Annotated in this window: 16 protein-coding genes; 10 read left to right on the top strand and 6 right to left on the bottom strand. The window is 59.3% G+C overall.

What is annotated here, in order from left to right; genetic code table 11:
• Positions 1 to 23: 23 nt before the first annotated feature.
• The 5 genes from SULPSESMR1_RS20580 to SULPSESMR1_RS20560 all read right to left on the bottom strand — a co-directional run bounded on the left by SULPSESMR1_RS20580 (position 24) and on the right by SULPSESMR1_RS20560 (position 4,700).
• Entirely contained in the window at positions 24 to 1,013 is a 990-nt protein-coding gene (locus tag SULPSESMR1_RS20580; protein WP_434223022.1) for a branched-chain amino acid ABC transporter permease, read from the bottom strand.
• Complete coding sequence (locus SULPSESMR1_RS20575; protein WP_089422921.1) at positions 1,010 to 1,894, bottom strand: branched-chain amino acid ABC transporter permease; 885 nt, start codon at positions 1,892 to 1,894, stop codon at positions 1,010 to 1,012. The genes SULPSESMR1_RS20580 and SULPSESMR1_RS20575 overlap by 4 nt, the downstream gene beginning before the upstream one ends.
• A 66-nt stretch (positions 1,895 to 1,960) precedes the next feature.
• Positions 1,961 to 3,160, bottom strand: a complete 1,200-nt coding sequence (locus SULPSESMR1_RS20570) for an ABC transporter substrate-binding protein (RefSeq protein WP_089422920.1) — start codon at positions 3,158 to 3,160, stop codon at positions 1,961 to 1,963.
• 54 nt (positions 3,161 to 3,214) lie between these two features.
• Positions 3,215 to 3,967 carry an ABC transporter ATP-binding protein gene (locus tag SULPSESMR1_RS20565; protein WP_089422919.1) on the bottom strand — a complete coding sequence of 251 codons (753 nt, stop codon included), beginning with the start codon at positions 3,965 to 3,967 and terminating at the stop codon, positions 3,215 to 3,217.
• Positions 3,960 to 4,700: an ABC transporter ATP-binding protein gene (locus tag SULPSESMR1_RS20560; protein WP_089422918.1), complete on the bottom strand. Its 741-nt coding sequence runs from the start codon at positions 4,698 to 4,700 to the stop codon at positions 3,960 to 3,962. The genes SULPSESMR1_RS20565 and SULPSESMR1_RS20560 overlap by 8 nt, the downstream gene beginning before the upstream one ends.
• A gap of 279 nt (positions 4,701 to 4,979) precedes the next feature.
• Between SULPSESMR1_RS20560 and SULPSESMR1_RS20555 the strand changes: the two genes are divergently transcribed.
• Positions 4,980 to 5,639 carry a TetR/AcrR family transcriptional regulator gene (locus SULPSESMR1_RS20555; protein ID WP_240311384.1) on the top strand — a complete coding sequence of 220 codons (660 nt, stop codon included), beginning with the start codon at positions 4,980 to 4,982 and terminating at the stop codon, positions 5,637 to 5,639.
• 275 nt (positions 5,640 to 5,914) lie between these two features.
• Here the strand turns inward: SULPSESMR1_RS20555 and SULPSESMR1_RS20550 are convergent, their stop codons facing one another.
• Positions 5,915 to 6,940 carry a LacI family DNA-binding transcriptional regulator gene (locus SULPSESMR1_RS20550; RefSeq protein WP_089422917.1) on the bottom strand — a complete coding sequence of 342 codons (1,026 nt, stop codon included), beginning with the start codon at positions 6,938 to 6,940 and terminating at the stop codon, positions 5,915 to 5,917.
• A gap of 153 nt (positions 6,941 to 7,093) precedes the next feature.
• Between SULPSESMR1_RS20550 and SULPSESMR1_RS20545 the strand changes: the two genes are divergently transcribed.
• From SULPSESMR1_RS20545 to SULPSESMR1_RS20505, 9 genes are all read left to right on the top strand, one after another.
• Positions 7,094 to 8,107 carry a TRAP transporter substrate-binding protein gene (locus tag SULPSESMR1_RS20545; RefSeq protein ID WP_089422916.1) on the top strand — a complete coding sequence of 338 codons (1,014 nt, stop codon included), beginning with the start codon at positions 7,094 to 7,096 and terminating at the stop codon, positions 8,105 to 8,107.
• A complete protein-coding gene (locus SULPSESMR1_RS20540) occupies positions 8,107 to 8,640 on the top strand; it encodes a TRAP transporter small permease (protein WP_089422915.1) in 534 nt (177 codons plus the stop codon). Before SULPSESMR1_RS20545 ends, SULPSESMR1_RS20540 begins: the two co-directional genes overlap by 1 nt.
• Positions 8,637 to 9,914 carry a TRAP transporter large permease gene (locus SULPSESMR1_RS20535; protein WP_089422914.1) on the top strand — a complete coding sequence of 426 codons (1,278 nt, stop codon included), beginning with the start codon at positions 8,637 to 8,639 and terminating at the stop codon, positions 9,912 to 9,914. The genes SULPSESMR1_RS20540 and SULPSESMR1_RS20535 overlap by 4 nt, the downstream gene beginning before the upstream one ends.
• An 8-nt stretch (positions 9,915 to 9,922) precedes the next feature.
• Entirely contained in the window at positions 9,923 to 10,462 is a 540-nt protein-coding gene (locus SULPSESMR1_RS20530) for a VOC family protein (protein ID WP_089422913.1), read from the top strand.
• Positions 10,463 to 10,469: 7 nt separating this feature from the next.
• Positions 10,470 to 11,735 (top strand): RuBisCO large subunit C-terminal-like domain-containing protein, encoded by a 1,266-nt coding sequence (locus tag SULPSESMR1_RS20525; protein WP_089422912.1) that lies wholly within the window; start codon positions 10,470 to 10,472, stop codon positions 11,733 to 11,735.
• 1 nt (position 11,736) lies between these two features.
• Positions 11,737 to 12,966, top strand: a complete 1,230-nt coding sequence (locus SULPSESMR1_RS20520) for a four-carbon acid sugar kinase family protein (protein ID WP_089422911.1) — start codon at positions 11,737 to 11,739, stop codon at positions 12,964 to 12,966.
• A gap of 206 nt (positions 12,967 to 13,172) precedes the next feature.
• On the top strand, positions 13,173 to 13,973 hold the full coding sequence (locus SULPSESMR1_RS20515; RefSeq protein WP_089422910.1) for a creatininase family protein: 801 nt from the start codon (positions 13,173 to 13,175) through the stop codon (positions 13,971 to 13,973).
• A 4-nt stretch (positions 13,974 to 13,977) separates the two neighbouring features.
• Positions 13,978 to 14,784, top strand: a complete 807-nt coding sequence (locus SULPSESMR1_RS20510) for an ABC transporter ATP-binding protein (protein ID WP_089422909.1) — start codon at positions 13,978 to 13,980, stop codon at positions 14,782 to 14,784.
• Positions 14,765 to 15,634, top strand: coding sequence for an ABC transporter permease (locus SULPSESMR1_RS20505; RefSeq protein ID WP_089422908.1), 870 nt, complete (start codon positions 14,765 to 14,767; stop codon positions 15,632 to 15,634). Before SULPSESMR1_RS20510 ends, SULPSESMR1_RS20505 begins: the two co-directional genes overlap by 20 nt.
• The last annotated feature ends 1 nt before the right edge of the window (position 15,635 follow it).

Below are 15,635 nucleotides of genomic sequence, written 5' to 3'. Positions count from 1 at the left end.
TTTTGTGAAAAAGTCACCTCCCCCTAGAGAGGTTTCTTGAACCATTTTGCCAGGATGCCGACGATCCCTTCGCGGAACAAAAGTACCCCAATCACAAAGATCACGCCCTGAATCACCGTGACCCATGCGCCAAAACCAGCAAGATAGTTTTGCATCGTCACGATGATCGCCGCACCCACAATCGGACCAAAGATTGTGCCCATGCCACCAAGCAGCGTCATCAACACCACCTCGCCCGACATCGACCAATGCACATCCGTCAACGAGGCAAGCTGGAACACCTGACTTTTGGTCGCCCCCGCCAGCCCGGCAAAGGTGGCCGAGATCACAAAAACCGTCAGCTTATAGCGGTTCACGTTATAGCCCAGCGAGACGGCCCGCGCCTCGTTCTGGCGAATGGCCTTCAGCACATGCCCAAAGGGCGAATGTGTGACCCTGTAAAGGAACAATATCCCACCAAAGGTGATAACAAGCACCAGCCAGTAAAGCGCCATATTGTCAGCCAAGCTGAAGATGCCAAACAGCGCATTGCGCGGCACCGACTGGATTCCGTCCTCCCCGCCAGTAAACTCGGCCTGAAGTGCAAAGAAATAAACCATCTGCGCAAAGGCCAGCGTGACCATCGCAAAATAGATCCCCTGCCGCCGGATCGAAAGCGCCCCGATCAACAGTCCCAACGCGGCGGCCACCGCAGTGCCCGACAAAATCGAAAGTTCGGGCGTCAGCCCCCAGACCTTTGCGGCATGGGCAGCAACATAACTGGCAGAACCGAAAAAGGCCGCGTGTCCAAAACTGAGCAATCCGCCAAAGCCAAGCAGCAAGTTGAAGGCACAGGCAAAGAGCGCAAAGCACATCACCTTCATCGCAAACACCGGATAAACCAGCCACGGCAGCACAACGAGCAAAGCCAGAAGCAGGGTGAACAGGATCAGATGGTGGCGCGGGGTTCCCGTGCGCTGCGCAGTGGTGGTCACAGGGGTGGCACCAGTATCGTTGTCCGTTGTCATGGTCATGCTTGCCTCCCGAACAAACCTTCAGGTTTCACCAGCAGCACGATCGCCATTATTACAAAAATCACCACTGACGAGCCTTCCGGGTAGACCACACGCGTAAGCCCCTCAATGATGCCAAGGCCAAACCCTGTCAGGATCGCCCCGATGATCGAACCCATGCCGCCAATCACGACCACGGCAAAAACAAGGATAATAAGATCGGCACCCATGTTGGGATTTACCGAATAGATCGGCGCGGCCAGCACACCCGCCAGACCCGCCAGCGCGGCACCAAAACCATAGGTCAGCGTCACCATGCGCGGCACGTTGATGCCAAAGGCACCGACAAGTTCCGGATTTTCGGTCGCGGCACGCAGATAGGCGCCCAATTTCGTTTTCTCGATCATGAACCATGTGCCAAAGCACACCACAACCGACACCACAATCACCCATGCACGGTAGTTTGGCAGGAACATAAAGCCCAGATTCTGCCCCCCGCTCAACGCGGGTGGGATGGTATAGGGCAGGCCCGAAATACCATAGTAGTTCCGGAAAAGCCCCTGAATGATCAGCGCAAGGCCGAATGTCAGGAGCAACCCGTAAAGGTGATCAAGCTTGTAGAGGCGGGCAAGCATCAGCCGCTCTGCGAGCATCCCGAAGGCGCCCACCACCAGCGGCGCAAGCACCAGAGCGAACCAGTAATTTACGCCGAGATAGTTCAGCATCATCCACGCCACGAACGCACCCATCATGTATTGCGCGCCGTGGGTAAAGTTGATGATGTTCAGCAACCCGAAGATCACAGCCAGCCCCAGCGACAATACCGCGTAGAACGACCCGTTGATCAGCCCGATCAGCAACTGGCCGAACAGAACCTGCACCGGTATCCCGAAAATATCCATTTGGAGAGCCCCTTGGCCATTGCCGGCAGCGCGATCCGCACCGCGCCGCCCTGTGTTTCTCTGGACTTATTCGCTCATCGCAAATTCACAGCCGCCATCCTCAAGCGCACGAAACGCTTCTTCTCCTGGGATCGTGGCCAGTGTTTTATACAGATCCCATTCGCCGGTGCTTTCTTCCGGGGTTTTCACCTCGAAAAGGTACATGTCGTGGATCACCCGGCCATCCTTGCGGACATAGCCTTCGCCGAATAGAGGATCAGAGGTTGGCATTTCCTTCATCTTCTCGACCACAGCAATGTTGTCATCGGCCGAGCCCAATGCCTCGACTGCCTTGAGATAGTGCAGCGCTGCGGCGTAGTTGCCCGCCTGCACCATAGTTGGCTTCGCGCCCATCTTCTCTTCGAAGCGGGCAGACCATTCGCGGGTTTCGTCGTTAAGATCCCAATAGAACGCCTCGGTCAGCACCAGCCCCTGCGCAGTCTGCGCGCCCAGCGAGTGCACGTCGGTCAGGAACATCAGCAGAGAGGCCAGCGACTGGCCCGCCTGCGTTACGCCAAACTCAGACGATTGTTTGATCGAGTTCACCGTATCCGAACCGGCATTGGCAAGGCCAATCACCTTGGCGCCGCTGGCCTGGGCCTGAAGAATGAACGAACTGAAGTCGGTCCCCGGAAAGGGATGCGCGACCGAACCGACAACCGTGCCGCCATTGGCCTCGATCACCTGCGTTGCGTCACGCTCAAGCGCGTGACCAAAGGCGTAATCCGCAGTCAGAAAGAACCACGTGTCGCCACCGCTTTGCGTCACCGCCTTGGCGGTTCCGTTCGCCAGCGCAGCGGTGTCATAGGTCCAGTGAACCGTGGTCTCTTCGCAAGCCTCACCAGTCAGGTCCGAAGTGGCGGCGCCCGAGTTCAACATGATCCCGCCCATCTCGGCAGTGATCCCTGCGACGGCAAGCGCGGTGGACGATGTCGGCAGATCCATGATCACATCCACCCCGTCCTGATCGTACCACTGCCGTGCAATGGTCGAAGCGATGTCAGGCTTGTTCTGGTGATCCGCCGAGATCACCTCGACGTTGATCCCCTTACCCGCGGCGTCGAAATCTTCGATCGCCATCCTCACCGCCACGACCGAACCCTCACCGGCCAAGTCGGCATAGGTGCCCGAACGGTCGTTCAGAACCCCGATCTTGATGTCGAAAGCCTGAGCTGGCAGCGCCAGCGCGATACTTGCGACTGTTGAAAGTGCCAATGTGCGTACCATGTTTTTCCTCCCAGAAATGACGCCCAGCTTGCGCTGGCGCCGGTTGCAGATTTTTTACACGCCCAGATAGGCGTGCAGCTTGTCGATATTTGCCTCCAGATCCTCGTTCGGGATCATGTCCACGACCTTGCCTTGGTCGATCACCATGTGGCGGTTTGCAACCGAGGCGGCAAAGCGAAAGTTCTGCTCCACCAGAACGATCGTAAAGCCTTCTTGCTTCAGCGCGGCGATGGTGCGACCGATCTGCTGCACGATCACCGGAGCCAGCCCTTCCGTCGGCTCGTCCAGCAACAGCAGCTTGGCACCTGTGCGCAGGATGCGCGCAATCGCCAGCATCTGCTGTTCGCCACCAGAAAGCTTTGTGCCTTGGCTGCGGCGCCGGTCCTTCAGATTTGGGAACAGATCATAGATGCGCCCCAGCGTCAGCCCGCCTTCTGCGATCTTCGGCGGTAGCATCAGATTTTCTTCCACCGAAAGCGACGCAAATATGCCGCGCTCCTCGGGGCAAATGGCATTGCCAAGCCGCGCAATATGGCGCGGCTCCATGTTGATGGTTTCGGTTTCGCCGACCTTCACCGAACCGGCGCGGCGGCCAATCATGCCCATGATCGCGCGGATCGTCGTCGTCTTGCCCGCACCGTTGCGCCCAAGCAGGGTCACGACCTCGCCGGGCCAGACCTCGAAATTTACACCATGCAGCACATGACTCTCGCCATACCACGCCTCAAGGTCGCGCACAGTCAGGGCGGGCGTCCCGCTGTGCGGCACATCGGTAGAGGCACTGGCGATCAACACCGTCTCACTCATGGTCAACTCCGATATAGGCCTCGATCACCTTCGGCGACTTCGAGACTGTCTCGTAATCGCCCTCTTCCAGAACTTCGCCTTGGGCCAGCACCGTGATCTTGTCCGAAAGATCGGCCACCACCGAAAGATTGTGTTCCACCATCAAAATGGTCCGCCCCTCCGAAATGCGCCGGATCAGCACCGAAATCAGTTCCACATCCTGCTGCGCCATTCCGGCCATCGGCTCGTCGAGCAACAACATTTTGGGTTCAAGCGCCAGTGTCGTCGCGATCTCGAGCGCCCGCTTGCGTCCATAGGAAAGTTCCGCCGCCCGATGATCGACAAACTCGGAGAGTCCCACGTCGTCGATATAGCGCCGCGCATCGCCGTCGAACTGGTTCAAGGTGCGGTCAGAACGCCAAAAATCATAGCTTTCGCCCCGCTGCCGCTGAAGCGCAACGCGGACATTTTCCAGCACGGTCATCTCGCCAAATACGGCAGAAATCTGGAAAGAGCGCACCAGCCCAAGCCGCGCGATATCTGTGGGCGACATCGCAGTGATATCGCGCCCGTCATAGGTGATCTTGCCCGACGTCGGGCGCAAAAACTTGGTCAGAAGGTTGAAACAGGTCGTTTTTCCAGCACCGTTCGGCCCGATTAGGGCATGAATCGTTCCGCGCTCGACTGTCAGGTCGACATCACGCACAGCCAGAAAGCCATTAAATTCCTTCGTCAATCCGCGCGCTTCTAGCATGGATGGTCGTTCCCCTCCCCTGTGGCAGCACCTGTCCGGGGCGTAGTCCGGAGTTCCGCACCGCCCGATAACATACTACCAAGTAGGTTTCTAGGATGGTATTGGGAACTGTGTCAACGCTTCATTCCCGGACCAACCGCCTATCGTATAATGCACGCGGGCAACCGGGAAATTTGCACGTTTTATGTGCGCTGGTCATGGCACTTTCAGGGCCGTTGCGGTGGGTGCCACCGAACGGCTAATATGGGTTTTTCGCGACCGAACAAGGAGAAGGCGAAGGTGGACAAACCGACCATGGGCAATGCGGGGGAACTGCGCCCCACCCAGCGCAAGCGCAACAAGGCGCGGCGCAAAGACGAAATCATCGAGAGCGCCGCCAACTGCTTTATGGAGCGCGGCTACCATGCCACCTCGATTGATGACGTGGCCCGTCGTCTCGACAGCACCAAGGGCCATATCTATCACTACTACAGTTCGAAAACCGACCTGTTCTTTGATGTGCATCGCGTGGGCATGGATTACCTTTTTCGCGCCCTCGCACCGGCGCTTGAGATCCAGAGCACAGCCGCCGCCCGCCTTGAGGCTATGCTGCTGGCACATGCCAACGCCTTGTTGAAATACCACACCTATGAAAACGTAGTTGCGCAGGGTGTGCAGGTCCACCGTTTTGGCAAGACAACACCCGCACAACGCGAGACAGTACAAAGCCTGATCGACGAGCGCGACCGTTTCGAGACCCATTTCAAAGAAGTGCTGGCGGCAGGTGTCGCGGACGGATCACTGCGCAAAACCGATATCGCAGTCACCGCCAAAGTGCTTTTGGGCGGGCTGCAATGGTCGATTTTCTGGTATCGCCCCACCGCAAAGGACACCATCAAAAGCCGCGGACAACTGGCACGGGCGATGGTTGACCCCCTGATGCGTGGCCTACTGCCATAGCGCACCAATGCTGAGGACACCCGTTAATCTACTGTGCCGGTATCGTTTCAAACTTCGCGGATGCGACCTGCTTGGATCCAAGAACGCTTTCCAGAATTTCAATGTTTTTGGACAGGGCTCTGACCTGAACACGACTACAACCCGGCATCCGGAAACCTCGGCACAAATCTCCGGCACCCAAGCAAGGCCATCCCGCACCGGATTGCACGAGAGGGGTATTCACACGGTGCGATCTCCATCTGATAAGGGACCAAGCCGCCTACATCCACCGCACCCTATGGCAGATTTTCGCGAAAATAGATATCAAGCTTGAGCGGTCGGGGCCTACAGACCGGCAGGGACAGAAGTTGGATGGCCCTGTCGATCAACGTGTCAGGGTCCAGATCAAAGATGGCATCGACTGTGCCGTCCAGCATCGCGCGACGGGTGTCTGGCGTCAGGCCATGCCCGATGAACACCAGTTCCTCGCGCTGTCTTTCGCAAATGGCGCGGGTGATCCCGCCGGACGATCCGCCCACGTTGTAGATTCCGACAAGATCGGGAACCTGCTCGAACAGATCCAGCGCATGCCGGTAATTCTCGGCGGCGTCATCGTGGCCTTCGCGCATCCCCACAACCCGCAAATCGGGGAACATCTCGTCCAGAATACTCAGAAAGCCCGCTTCGCGCTCTGAATGTGCCCGATAGTGCCGCGAGCCCGCAACAAGCGCCACAGACCCCGTCGTGGTTTTGGCAAGCCGTCCAATCAACAGCCCCGCAGTACGGCCCACCGCCCTGTTGTCCAATCCTAAATGGCTGACCTCAGGGCTGTTCCCCAGGTCCGAGACAATCGTGACCAGACGGGTTCCCGACGCCGCGATTTCGGCGGCGGCATCGCGCACCTCGGGATGTTCGATGGCGAAAAAAATGATCCCGTCCGACCAGTCCGCATTCTTGTGCAGCGCCTTGACCAGTGCGGCGGCATTGAAACTCTCGATAAAAAAGCACCGCAGAAACGGATCATTAACGCCAGACTGGCCGATGCGCCCTTTTACGCGCGCGCCCAACAGCCGAAGATAGGGATTGGTGCCCGCAGGCAGCAGCACGGTGACATTCAGCGGTCGCACCGCACCATACAGTTCCGCATCCTCGGCACTGAGAAAGCCCATGTCACGGGCAACGTCCAGAATATGACGGCGCGTGCGGTCCTTGACTCCCTTGCGCCGGTTGATCACCCGATCAACGGTCGCAAGCGACACGCCCGCGCGGTCGGCCACGTCTGCAAGCTGGGGACGCTGGATCTCGGTCGTTCGGGATTTCACATTTGAAGCACCTCAAAAACCATCAACCAAATTTCTTTGACGAAAGCTGACCCAAAACCCTACCCTGCGTCAATACCGTGTTTATTGGGGAACTCTCGACGCTTCCGTTGTTCGACACCTCAAAACACATCAGAAACTCTGGGAGGAGAAAAGATGCAAAAGTCGAATTTGATGAACCGCCGCACGGTGATGGTGGCCGGTGCCAGTGCATTGGCCGCGCCCTTTCTGGTCCGTCCGGCATGGGCTGCAACGCAACTGCGCTATGGCCACAACAACGAAGTCTCGTCTGTTGCAGGGGCCCAAGCCGACTGGTTCGCCGAAGCGCTTGGCCAGACCTCGGGCGGCAACATCGAAGTACAGGTCTTTCCCAACAGCCAGCTTGGCAAGCTTCAGGAACTGGCCGAGGCTGTGTCCCTTGGCACCATCGCGTTTTCCCACAATACGGCCGGTGCGCTGGGGTCGCTCTATCAGCCCTTCGCGGCGCTCGACACGCCCTATCTGTACCGCGATGTGGATCACCTGATGGCGGTGACGGACGTTGACAGCCCTGTGATGCAAGAGCTGAACCAAGGTCTGATCGCCGCCGCAAACGTGCGGGTGATCTATGCCCACTACTTTGGCCGCCGGAACCTGACCTGCAACAAGGCAGTAATGTCGCCCGACGACCTTGCGGGCACCAAAATCCGCGCGGTGCCCTTCCCGATCTATACCACCGCCGTTGAAGGGATGGGCGCCGTTGCCGTGCCCGTCGACTGGTCCGAAGTTCCCACCGCTCTGGCCACCGGAGTGGTGCAGGGACAGGAAAATCCGGTCAACGTGGTGCTGAACGTCAAACTGTACGAGGTGCAATCGCACCTGATGCTGACCGGCCATATGTCCAACGCCGAGGTCGTCGTAATGAACGAAGATGCGTGGCAGGGTCTGGACGACGTCGGCAAAGATGCCGTGCGCAAGGCCGCCAACCAGACACGCGAAAAGGCAACTCGGGCCATTCTTGACAACGAAGAGTCCGAAACACAGCAGCTGCGCGATCTGGGCATGACAGTGATCGGTGCCGAAGACGGGCTGGACGTCGACGCCTTCCGCACCTCGGTAAAGACCTTGGTGGATGAACGGTTCGGCGCGGAATATGGCGACCTTTATGCCAAGATCGCGGCTGTCTCCTGATGCCGGATACAACAACGGGCCGCGCATTTCTTGCGCGGCTCGCCCGGTTCGGCGTTGTCTTGGGCATGATCCTTCTGGCGCTGATTGCCAGTCTGATCGTGCTACAGGTTGCCGCACGAAATTTCTTTGACGCGGGCCTGCCCTGGGCCGACGAGCTGGCGCGGTTCAGCGGCATCGGACTGGTGTTTTTTGTCGTGCCCTGTCTGGCGGGCCGTCAGGTTCTGGTCACGGTGTCGCTGGTGCCCGACCTGCTGGGGGCTGCGGCACGGCGCTGGCTGGTGTTGGTCGCGGATATGGCAACATTGGCCTTTGCCGGTCTGATGATCTGGAGCTTTGCCGAATTTCTGCCGCGCGCGGGCAAGTTTCTGACCCCTGCGATGCGTCTGCCCAACTGGGTGTATTACAGCCTTGCCCTTGCCGGTTGTCTGGTGCTGGCCCTGATCGCGATCCTGCGCGTGGTGGACGCACTGCGCGGCCACGACCCCACCGAACCCTATCGCGACGCGCGCGACGCTGACGGATTGCCCCTATGAGCTTGATCCTCGTTTCCATCTTTCTGGTGCTGCTGATCCTTGGCGCGCCGATTGCAGTATGCCTTGGTCTGTCCTCGGCCGTCGTTATCGTGACCCACGGCCTGCCGGTGTCGGTCGTCGCACAGCGCAGCCTGAATGCGCTCGACAGCTCACCCCTGCTGGCGGTGCCACTGTTTATCTTTGCGGCCAGCCTGCTGAACGCCACCGGTGTCACCACCCATTTGTTCGAACTGGTGCGCATGGTCTTTGGCCGTATCCGTGGCGCTGTGGCACAGGTCAGCATTCTGGTTTCACTGATCTTTTCCGGCATCTCGGGCGCGGCACTGGCCGACATCGGCGCACTTGGCGCGATCCAGATCAAACAAATGAAAGCACAAGGCTACCGCGAGGAATTTGCGGCGGGCCTTACTGTCGCCGCCGCAACGATCGGCCCGATCTTTCCCCCCTCGATCCCGATCATCATCTACGCCTCTGTTGCCAACGTTTCAGCGGTAAAGCTGCTGATTGCAGGGATCATTCCGGCGCTGATGCTGACTGCCCTGCTTATGATTCAGGTCGCCATCATCGCCCGCATCAAGGATCTGCCGCGTGACGATGTGCGCCCCAGCCGTCGCGACGTGGCGCAAAAGGCACTGATTTCCTTTCCCGCGCTTCTGGCTCCGGTCCTGCTGATTGGTGGATTGGTCAGTGGCTATTTTGGCCCCACCGAAGTGGCAGGCGTGACCGTGGCCTATGCCACGCTGATTGGCATCTTTGTGTACCGTACCCTGACAGTGCGCGGCATTATCGGCGCGCTGCGTGAAACCGCTGAATCAACGGCAAATATTCTGTTCGTCGTGTCCACCGCCGCACTGTTTGCATGGGTTCTGACGCTGGATCAGGTGCCGATGAAAGTGTCGGGAATGTTGCTGGCCCTGTCTGACAATCCGCTGGTTCTGCTGTTGCTTGTGAATATCCTGCTGCTTGTCGTCGGCATGGTTCTGGAAAGCATCGCAGCCATTCTGATCATCGCGCCGATCATCGCGCCAGCCCTGACGGCGGCCGGGGTCGATCCGCTGCAACTTGGCATTGTCTTCGTGCTGAACCTGATGATCGGGCTGCTGACGCCCCCCGTCGGCATGAGCCTTTACATGATCACGATCATAACACGCATGCCCATCGGGCGTGTCATCGCCGGGGTGATGCCGTTTTTTATCCCGCTCCTGCTGTCGCTGCTTGTGGTGTCCGCCGTTCCGGCGCTGTCGACCTGGCTGCCTGAACTATTGATGAAATGAGGTCTGAAATGAGCAACCTTCTGGGGCCGATCCGCCAATTGGGCTATGTGGTCGACGATATCGAAGCGGGCATGAAACACTGGTCCGAGGTCATGGGCGTCGGACCGTGGTTCTACAACCCGCGCGTGCCGATCCAAGATTACACCTATGACGGTGAACGCTACGAGCCGCACAATTCGGTGGCGCTGGCCAATTCCGGCGATATGCAGGTCGAGTTGATCCAGATCCGCAACGACGTGCCGTCGATGTACCGCGATTTCCGCGAAAAGGGTCTGCGCGGCTTGCAGCATGTCGCGTTCTGGACCACCGATTATGACGCCGATCTGGCCAAGATGCTGGCGCGCGACTTCACAGTGAAAATGAGCGGTTGCGTAGGCAAGAACGGGCGGTTCGCCTATTTTTCCGAACAGGACCACCCCGGAACCTGCATCGAACTGTCCGAGGTGCTGGGCCCAAAGGGCAAGATGTTCGATCTGATCCGCGACTCCTCGGTCGACTGGGACGGCACAGACCCCATACGCCCGTTCCCGGATTTGTCGGCGCTTTGAGGATCACATGGAACGCGTAATCGCAGAATACCTTCTTGAAACACCCTTTCCGCTGGAGGATGTCGCCGCCATGATGGCGGGCGAACAGTCCAGCGGAACCTTTGTACGCGTCACAGGGGAAACGGACGAACTGCGCGCCCGCGCCGCCGCGCAAGTGCTGTCCATCATCCCGCAGGACGTGGTCGCAGAGCCCACCCTGTCGTCGGCCTATGTGGACCGTAAAGCCAAGACCGGCCCGTTCCGTCAGGCGCGTGTGCGCATCGCCTATCCCACCGCCAACATCGGTCGCAATTTGCCAACGCTCGCGGCAACCGTCTCGGGCAACCTCTATGACATAGGCCAGATAACCGGCCTGAAACTCCTGTCGCTGGAAATCCCCTCTGCCTATCGGATGCGCTATCCCCTGCCAGCGGTCGGGGTTCAGGGCACGCGGGACAGCCTCGGCGTCGCCAATGGCCCGATCTTTGGCACGATTATCAAACCCAACGTCGGCATGTGTTCCGCAGACATCGCGACCCTTGTCGATCAATTGTGTCAGGCTGGCGTCGATTTCATCAAGGATGACGAAGTCTGCGCCAATCCCGACTGCGCGCCGCTGGCAGAGCGCGTGCCCGCCGTCATGGCCGTGATCCGAAAATGGCAGGACCGGACCGGCCGCCGCGTCATGATGGCCTTCAACATCACCGATGAAACAGATGCGATGCGCCGCCACGCCGACCTTGTCGCATCCGAAGGTGGCAGTTGTGTCATGGCCAGCCTCAACTGGTGCGGACTGTCAGGGATGCAAACGCTGCGGGCGCACACACCCCTGGCGATTCATGCTCATCGCAACGGTTTCGGCGCAATGAGCCGCCACCCTCTGCTGGGCATGGGCTTTACGGCCTATCAAGCGCTCTACCGGCTGGCGGGGATCGACCACATGCACGTCCACGGCATCGGCGGCAAATTTGTCGATTCTGCCGAAGACGTCATCGAAGCCGTCCGTGCCTGCCTGCGTCCCTTGTCGGGTGACGGGCCGGATGATCGGGTGATGCCCGCGTTTTCGTCAGGGCAATGGGCGGGCACCCTACCCCAGACCATCGCAGCAGCGGAAAGTCCGGATTTCATGTTCATGTGCGGCGGCGGTATTCTGGCCCATCCCGACGGTGCCGCTGCCGGCACCAGGTCGCTACGCGAAGCCTATGATGCCCTGACCGGTGGCGAAACTTTGGAACAGGCCGCAGCATCGCGTCCGGCCCTTGACGCCGCGATGCAGTTCTTCGGGAAAGAATAGCGTGGCCGAGGTTGTCTTTCTTGGCGATGACTTTACCGGCGCTTCGGACACCCTTGCCACCTATGCGCGCAAGGGCTGGCCTGCGCGGTTGGTGTTGAACCCGAGCGGCGCCACCGACGGCCTTGCCGCACTGGGTCTGGCCACCGATCTGCGCGCGCGCCCCCCCAAAGCGGCACAGGCAGAGATCGCTCACCTGTGGCCCCGGATTGCCAAAGCCGATCCCCGCGTTCTGCACCTGAAGGTCTGTTCGACCTTCGATTCCGCTCCTCACACCGGATCAATCGGCGCGGTGGCCTTAGACCTGATCGACAGGTTCAAACCGGACGTGATTGCGGTGATCGGCGGCCAGCCCAGCCTTGGGCGCTATTGCATATTCGGCAATTTGTTCGCGACAGGTCCGGACAATATGGTCCACCGTATCGACCGCCATTCAGTGATGGGCCACCACCCCGTGACCCCCATGACCGAAGCTGACCTGCGTCAGCATCTTGCCGCCCAAGGTCTGACCGGTCTTGATTTGGTGCCCTTCACCGATTTGGGAAACACCGCAGCACTGGCGCGCAGGGTGGGGCACGGTCCGGTTCTGATCGACGTGGCGACACCGCAAGATCAGCGCCTGATCGCTGACGCACTCCGCGTTGCGGGCGGGCGGCAATTGCTAATCGGCGCAAGTTCTGTGGCCGAAATCCTGACTGCGACATCGGACCGAACCGACCAGCCGTCGATCATGGCACCGCCTGCGTCGGACAACCTTCTGGTCTTTGCTGGCAGCCGGTCGGCAAACACGCGGACACAGGTTCAAAACGCCCGAACCTTACGAAAACTTCCCCTGACACCCGAAGCGCTGCACACAGACCACCTGATAAACGAGGCGGCCCAATTGCTGAAATCCGGCACCCCTGTCCTTGTCCATCTGTGCCCCGACATTTCCTACGGCCTGGCTCCGGACGCGCTGGCGGATGCGTCGGCAAACTTCGTAGCGACCGTGATACAGCGCAGCAATGTCGGCCATCTGGGACTGGCTGGCGGCGACACCTCCAGCCGCATCTCGGCCCGACTCGGTTTTGACTCTCTGGACTTTGAACGCAGCTTCAGCGCTGGGGCCTGCATCTGCGTGGCACGGCACAGGGACGCACGTCTCGATCGTATGCGCGTCATGCTCAAGGGGGGTCAGATGGGTCAACCCGACCTCTTTGATGCCTTTGCGGAGCGTGCGCCCGTCAGCCCGTAAAGTCTGCCCGGCCTTCATTTATTCCATCACAGCATGCGCAAGCGCCGTTGCCTCATTTTCAGGCAGCGCCAAAAGGCGTTTGGTGTGTCTTGAAAAAACCTGAACAAATAGTTTGATCAATTGGTATGAAAATGTCTACGCTGACCCCAACCAGGGGGAAACATGACCTATATCAGCAAGAAAAAGAGTAATCGCACGGTGCCCGCATGAAGCGGTTCTGGGCCGATCACAGCCAACGTGAATTTGCGGCACTGGATCACGACCGGCTGATCGCGGTGCTGCCCATCGGGGCCATCGAACAACACGGGCCGCACCTGCCGATGTCGGTGGACAGTTGCACCGTCAGCGGCGTATCCCGCCGTTTGGCCGAGGCATTGCCCGGCGATAGTCCGGTTATTTTTCTGCCCACGCAGGCAGTGTGCAAAAGTGACGAGCACATTGATTTTCCCGGCACTCTGACCCTGTCGGCAGAAACGTTGATCCGTGTACTGTGCGAAATCGGGGCCAGCGTGGCCCGCGCGGGCGTGAACAAACTGGTGCTGCTCAACGGGCATGGCGGCAACATTCCGGTCATGGACATCGTGGCGCGTCAGTTGCGCATCTCGTACGGGATGATGGTGTTTTCTGTGAACTGGTTCGGCTTCGGGATGCCCGAAGGGATCTTTTCCGAAACCGAACGCACCCACGGTATTCACGCGGGGGATATGGAAACATCCGTGATGCTGGCGCTTGACCCCGACAATGTCGACATGCGCCACGCCCGAAATTTTCGCTCGCGCGGGCAGGATCTGTTTGAAAACACCACCCATCTGGGGCTGGGTCGTGCAGGCAAACCCGCATGGAAAACCCAGGATCTGAACCCCGCCGGTGCCTGCGGCGAGGCGCAACTGGCCACAGCAGCCAAGGGCGAGGCCACACTGGATCACGCGGTTGCACGTCTGGTCGAGGCGATGGCCGAGATTGACGCCATGCCAGCCGACTGGCTGCACACCAAACCGGAGGTCTGAAAATATGACAGTCACCCCAGCACCCGTCGACGGGTCTGCGCTGATCGACATGCGCGGCGTCGACAAACAATTCGGCAATGGCACCGTTGCAGTGCGGGATATGTCGCTGACCATCGGGCAGGGCGAATTCGTCAGCTTTCTCGGGCCTTCTGGCTGCGGCAAAAGCACGGCACTCAAGATGATCTCGGGGCTTTTATCGGTCTCTGCGGGGTCAATCACCGTCAACGGCCACCGACCGGGCCAAAGCAGCGATGGCAGCGACATCGGCTATGTCTTCCAAGAGGCGACTTTGATGCCGTGGGCCACCGTTTACGACAACGTCTATCTACCGCTCAAATTGCAAGGCATCGGCAAAGTCGAAGGCCGCGCCCGCGTCGAAGAAGCACTTTCGATGGTGGGCCTTGCCAATTTTGCAAAATCCTATCCGCGCGAACTGTCGGGCGGGATGAAAATGCGAGTATCCATCGCCCGCGCGATGGTGACAAAACCAAAGCTGTTGCTGATGGACGAACCCTTTGCCGCACTCGACGAAATGTCGCGGACAAAGCTGAACGACGAGGTGCTGTCGCTGTGGCAATCGTTGGGGCTGACGGTGATTTTTGTCACCCACTCGGTCTTTGAATCCGTCTACCTGTCCAGCCGCGTTGTGGTCATGGCTGCACGTCCGGGCCGCGTGGTCCACGACATCGCACTAACGGGGGGCTATCCGCGCAACTCGGCCTACCGGATGTCACCGGAATACGCCGAAAGCTGCCGCACAGTCAGTAAAGCACTGGAAGGGACCATGGAAAATGTCGCACTCAACCACTGACACAGCGCCCGTGATCGGGGCCACCACGCTCGCCACACAGGTCGACCCGCGTATCCTGCGCGACCGCCGTGACCGCCGCCTGCAGTACATCCTGCCCATCTCGGCGATCATCCTTGCGCTTGGCATTTGGGAGTTTCTTGTCTGGTACAACGAGGTGCCACACTACCTGATCCCCGCCCCCAGCCTGATCGCCCAAACACTGGTGACCGATTGGTCCAGCCTGATGCAAAGCGCCATGTTCACCATCAAACTGACGCTGATGTCGCTGGTGCTGGCCATCATTGGCGGCGTGGCACTGGGCATGTTGTTTGCCCTGTCCCGCCCGGTTGAAATGAGCCTGTTTCCCTTTGCCGTTATCCTTCAGGTAACGCCAGTTGTGGCCATCGCGCCGCTAATCCTGATCTATGTCAGCAACACATTCGTGGCCTTGCTGATCTGTGCGTGGATTGTCGCGTTTTTCCCGATCCTGTCGAACACCGCCATTGGTTTGCGCAGTGCCGACCACAATCTGCGCGATTTGTTTCGGCTGTATCAGGCAACCCCGTGGCAACGATTGCGGTATCTGCTGATCCCCTCGGCGCTGCCCTATTTTATGGCCGCGCTGAAAATCGCGGGGGGTCTGGCGCTGATCGGGGCTGTGGTGGCGGAATTCGTGGCAGGCACGGCGGGTCAAAACACCGGCCTTGCATCGCGCATCCTTGAATCCAGTTTTCGCAACGAAATTCCGCGCATGTTCGCCGCCCTGTTCTTGGTCTCGGTGCTGGGCGTTGGCATTTTCCTGATCACCGCATGGCTGTCGCGCGCCGTTCTTGGCCACTGGCACGAGAGCGAAATCAAGCGCGAGAATTAAG

This window comes from Pseudosulfitobacter pseudonitzschiae (assembly GCF_002222635.1).
GTDB lineage: Bacteria > Pseudomonadota > Alphaproteobacteria > Rhodobacterales > Rhodobacteraceae > Pseudosulfitobacter > Pseudosulfitobacter pseudonitzschiae_A.
Note: the sequence above shows the minus strand (reverse complement) of the source record. Positions and strands in the feature narration are given on the sequence as shown.

Bases quoted from the DNA above. Each gene is read 5' to 3' on its own strand.
- SULPSESMR1_RS20565 (WP_089422919.1), bottom strand. From the start codon at position 3,967: ATGAGTGAGACGGTGTTGATCGCCAGTGCCTCTACCGATGTGCCGCAC.
- SULPSESMR1_RS20530 (WP_089422913.1), top strand. From the start codon at position 9,923: ATGAGCAACCTTCTGGGGCCGATCCGCCAATTGGGCTATGTGGTCGAC.
- SULPSESMR1_RS20580 (WP_434223022.1), bottom strand. From the start codon at position 1,013: ATGACCATGACAACGGACAACGATACTGGTGCCACCCCTGTGACCACC.
- SULPSESMR1_RS20560 (WP_089422918.1), bottom strand. From the start codon at position 4,700: ATGCTAGAAGCGCGCGGATTGACGAAGGAATTTAATGGCTTTCTGGCT.
- SULPSESMR1_RS20525 (WP_089422912.1), top strand. From the start codon at position 10,470: ATGGAACGCGTAATCGCAGAATACCTTCTTGAAACACCCTTTCCGCTG.
- SULPSESMR1_RS20575 (WP_089422921.1), bottom strand. From the start codon at position 1,894: ATGGATATTTTCGGGATACCGGTGCAGGTTCTGTTCGGCCAGTTGCTG.
- SULPSESMR1_RS20515 (WP_089422910.1), top strand. From the start codon at position 13,173: ATGAAGCGGTTCTGGGCCGATCACAGCCAACGTGAATTTGCGGCACTG.
- SULPSESMR1_RS20540 (WP_089422915.1), top strand. From the start codon at position 8,107: ATGCCGGATACAACAACGGGCCGCGCATTTCTTGCGCGGCTCGCCCGG.
- SULPSESMR1_RS20570 (WP_089422920.1), bottom strand. From the start codon at position 3,160: ATGGTACGCACATTGGCACTTTCAACAGTCGCAAGTATCGCGCTGGCG.
- SULPSESMR1_RS20535 (WP_089422914.1), top strand. From the start codon at position 8,637: ATGAGCTTGATCCTCGTTTCCATCTTTCTGGTGCTGCTGATCCTTGGC.
- SULPSESMR1_RS20505 (WP_089422908.1), top strand. From the start codon at position 14,765: ATGTCGCACTCAACCACTGACACAGCGCCCGTGATCGGGGCCACCACG.
- SULPSESMR1_RS20510 (WP_089422909.1), top strand. From the start codon at position 13,978: ATGACAGTCACCCCAGCACCCGTCGACGGGTCTGCGCTGATCGACATG.
- SULPSESMR1_RS20545 (WP_089422916.1), top strand. From the start codon at position 7,094: ATGCAAAAGTCGAATTTGATGAACCGCCGCACGGTGATGGTGGCCGGT.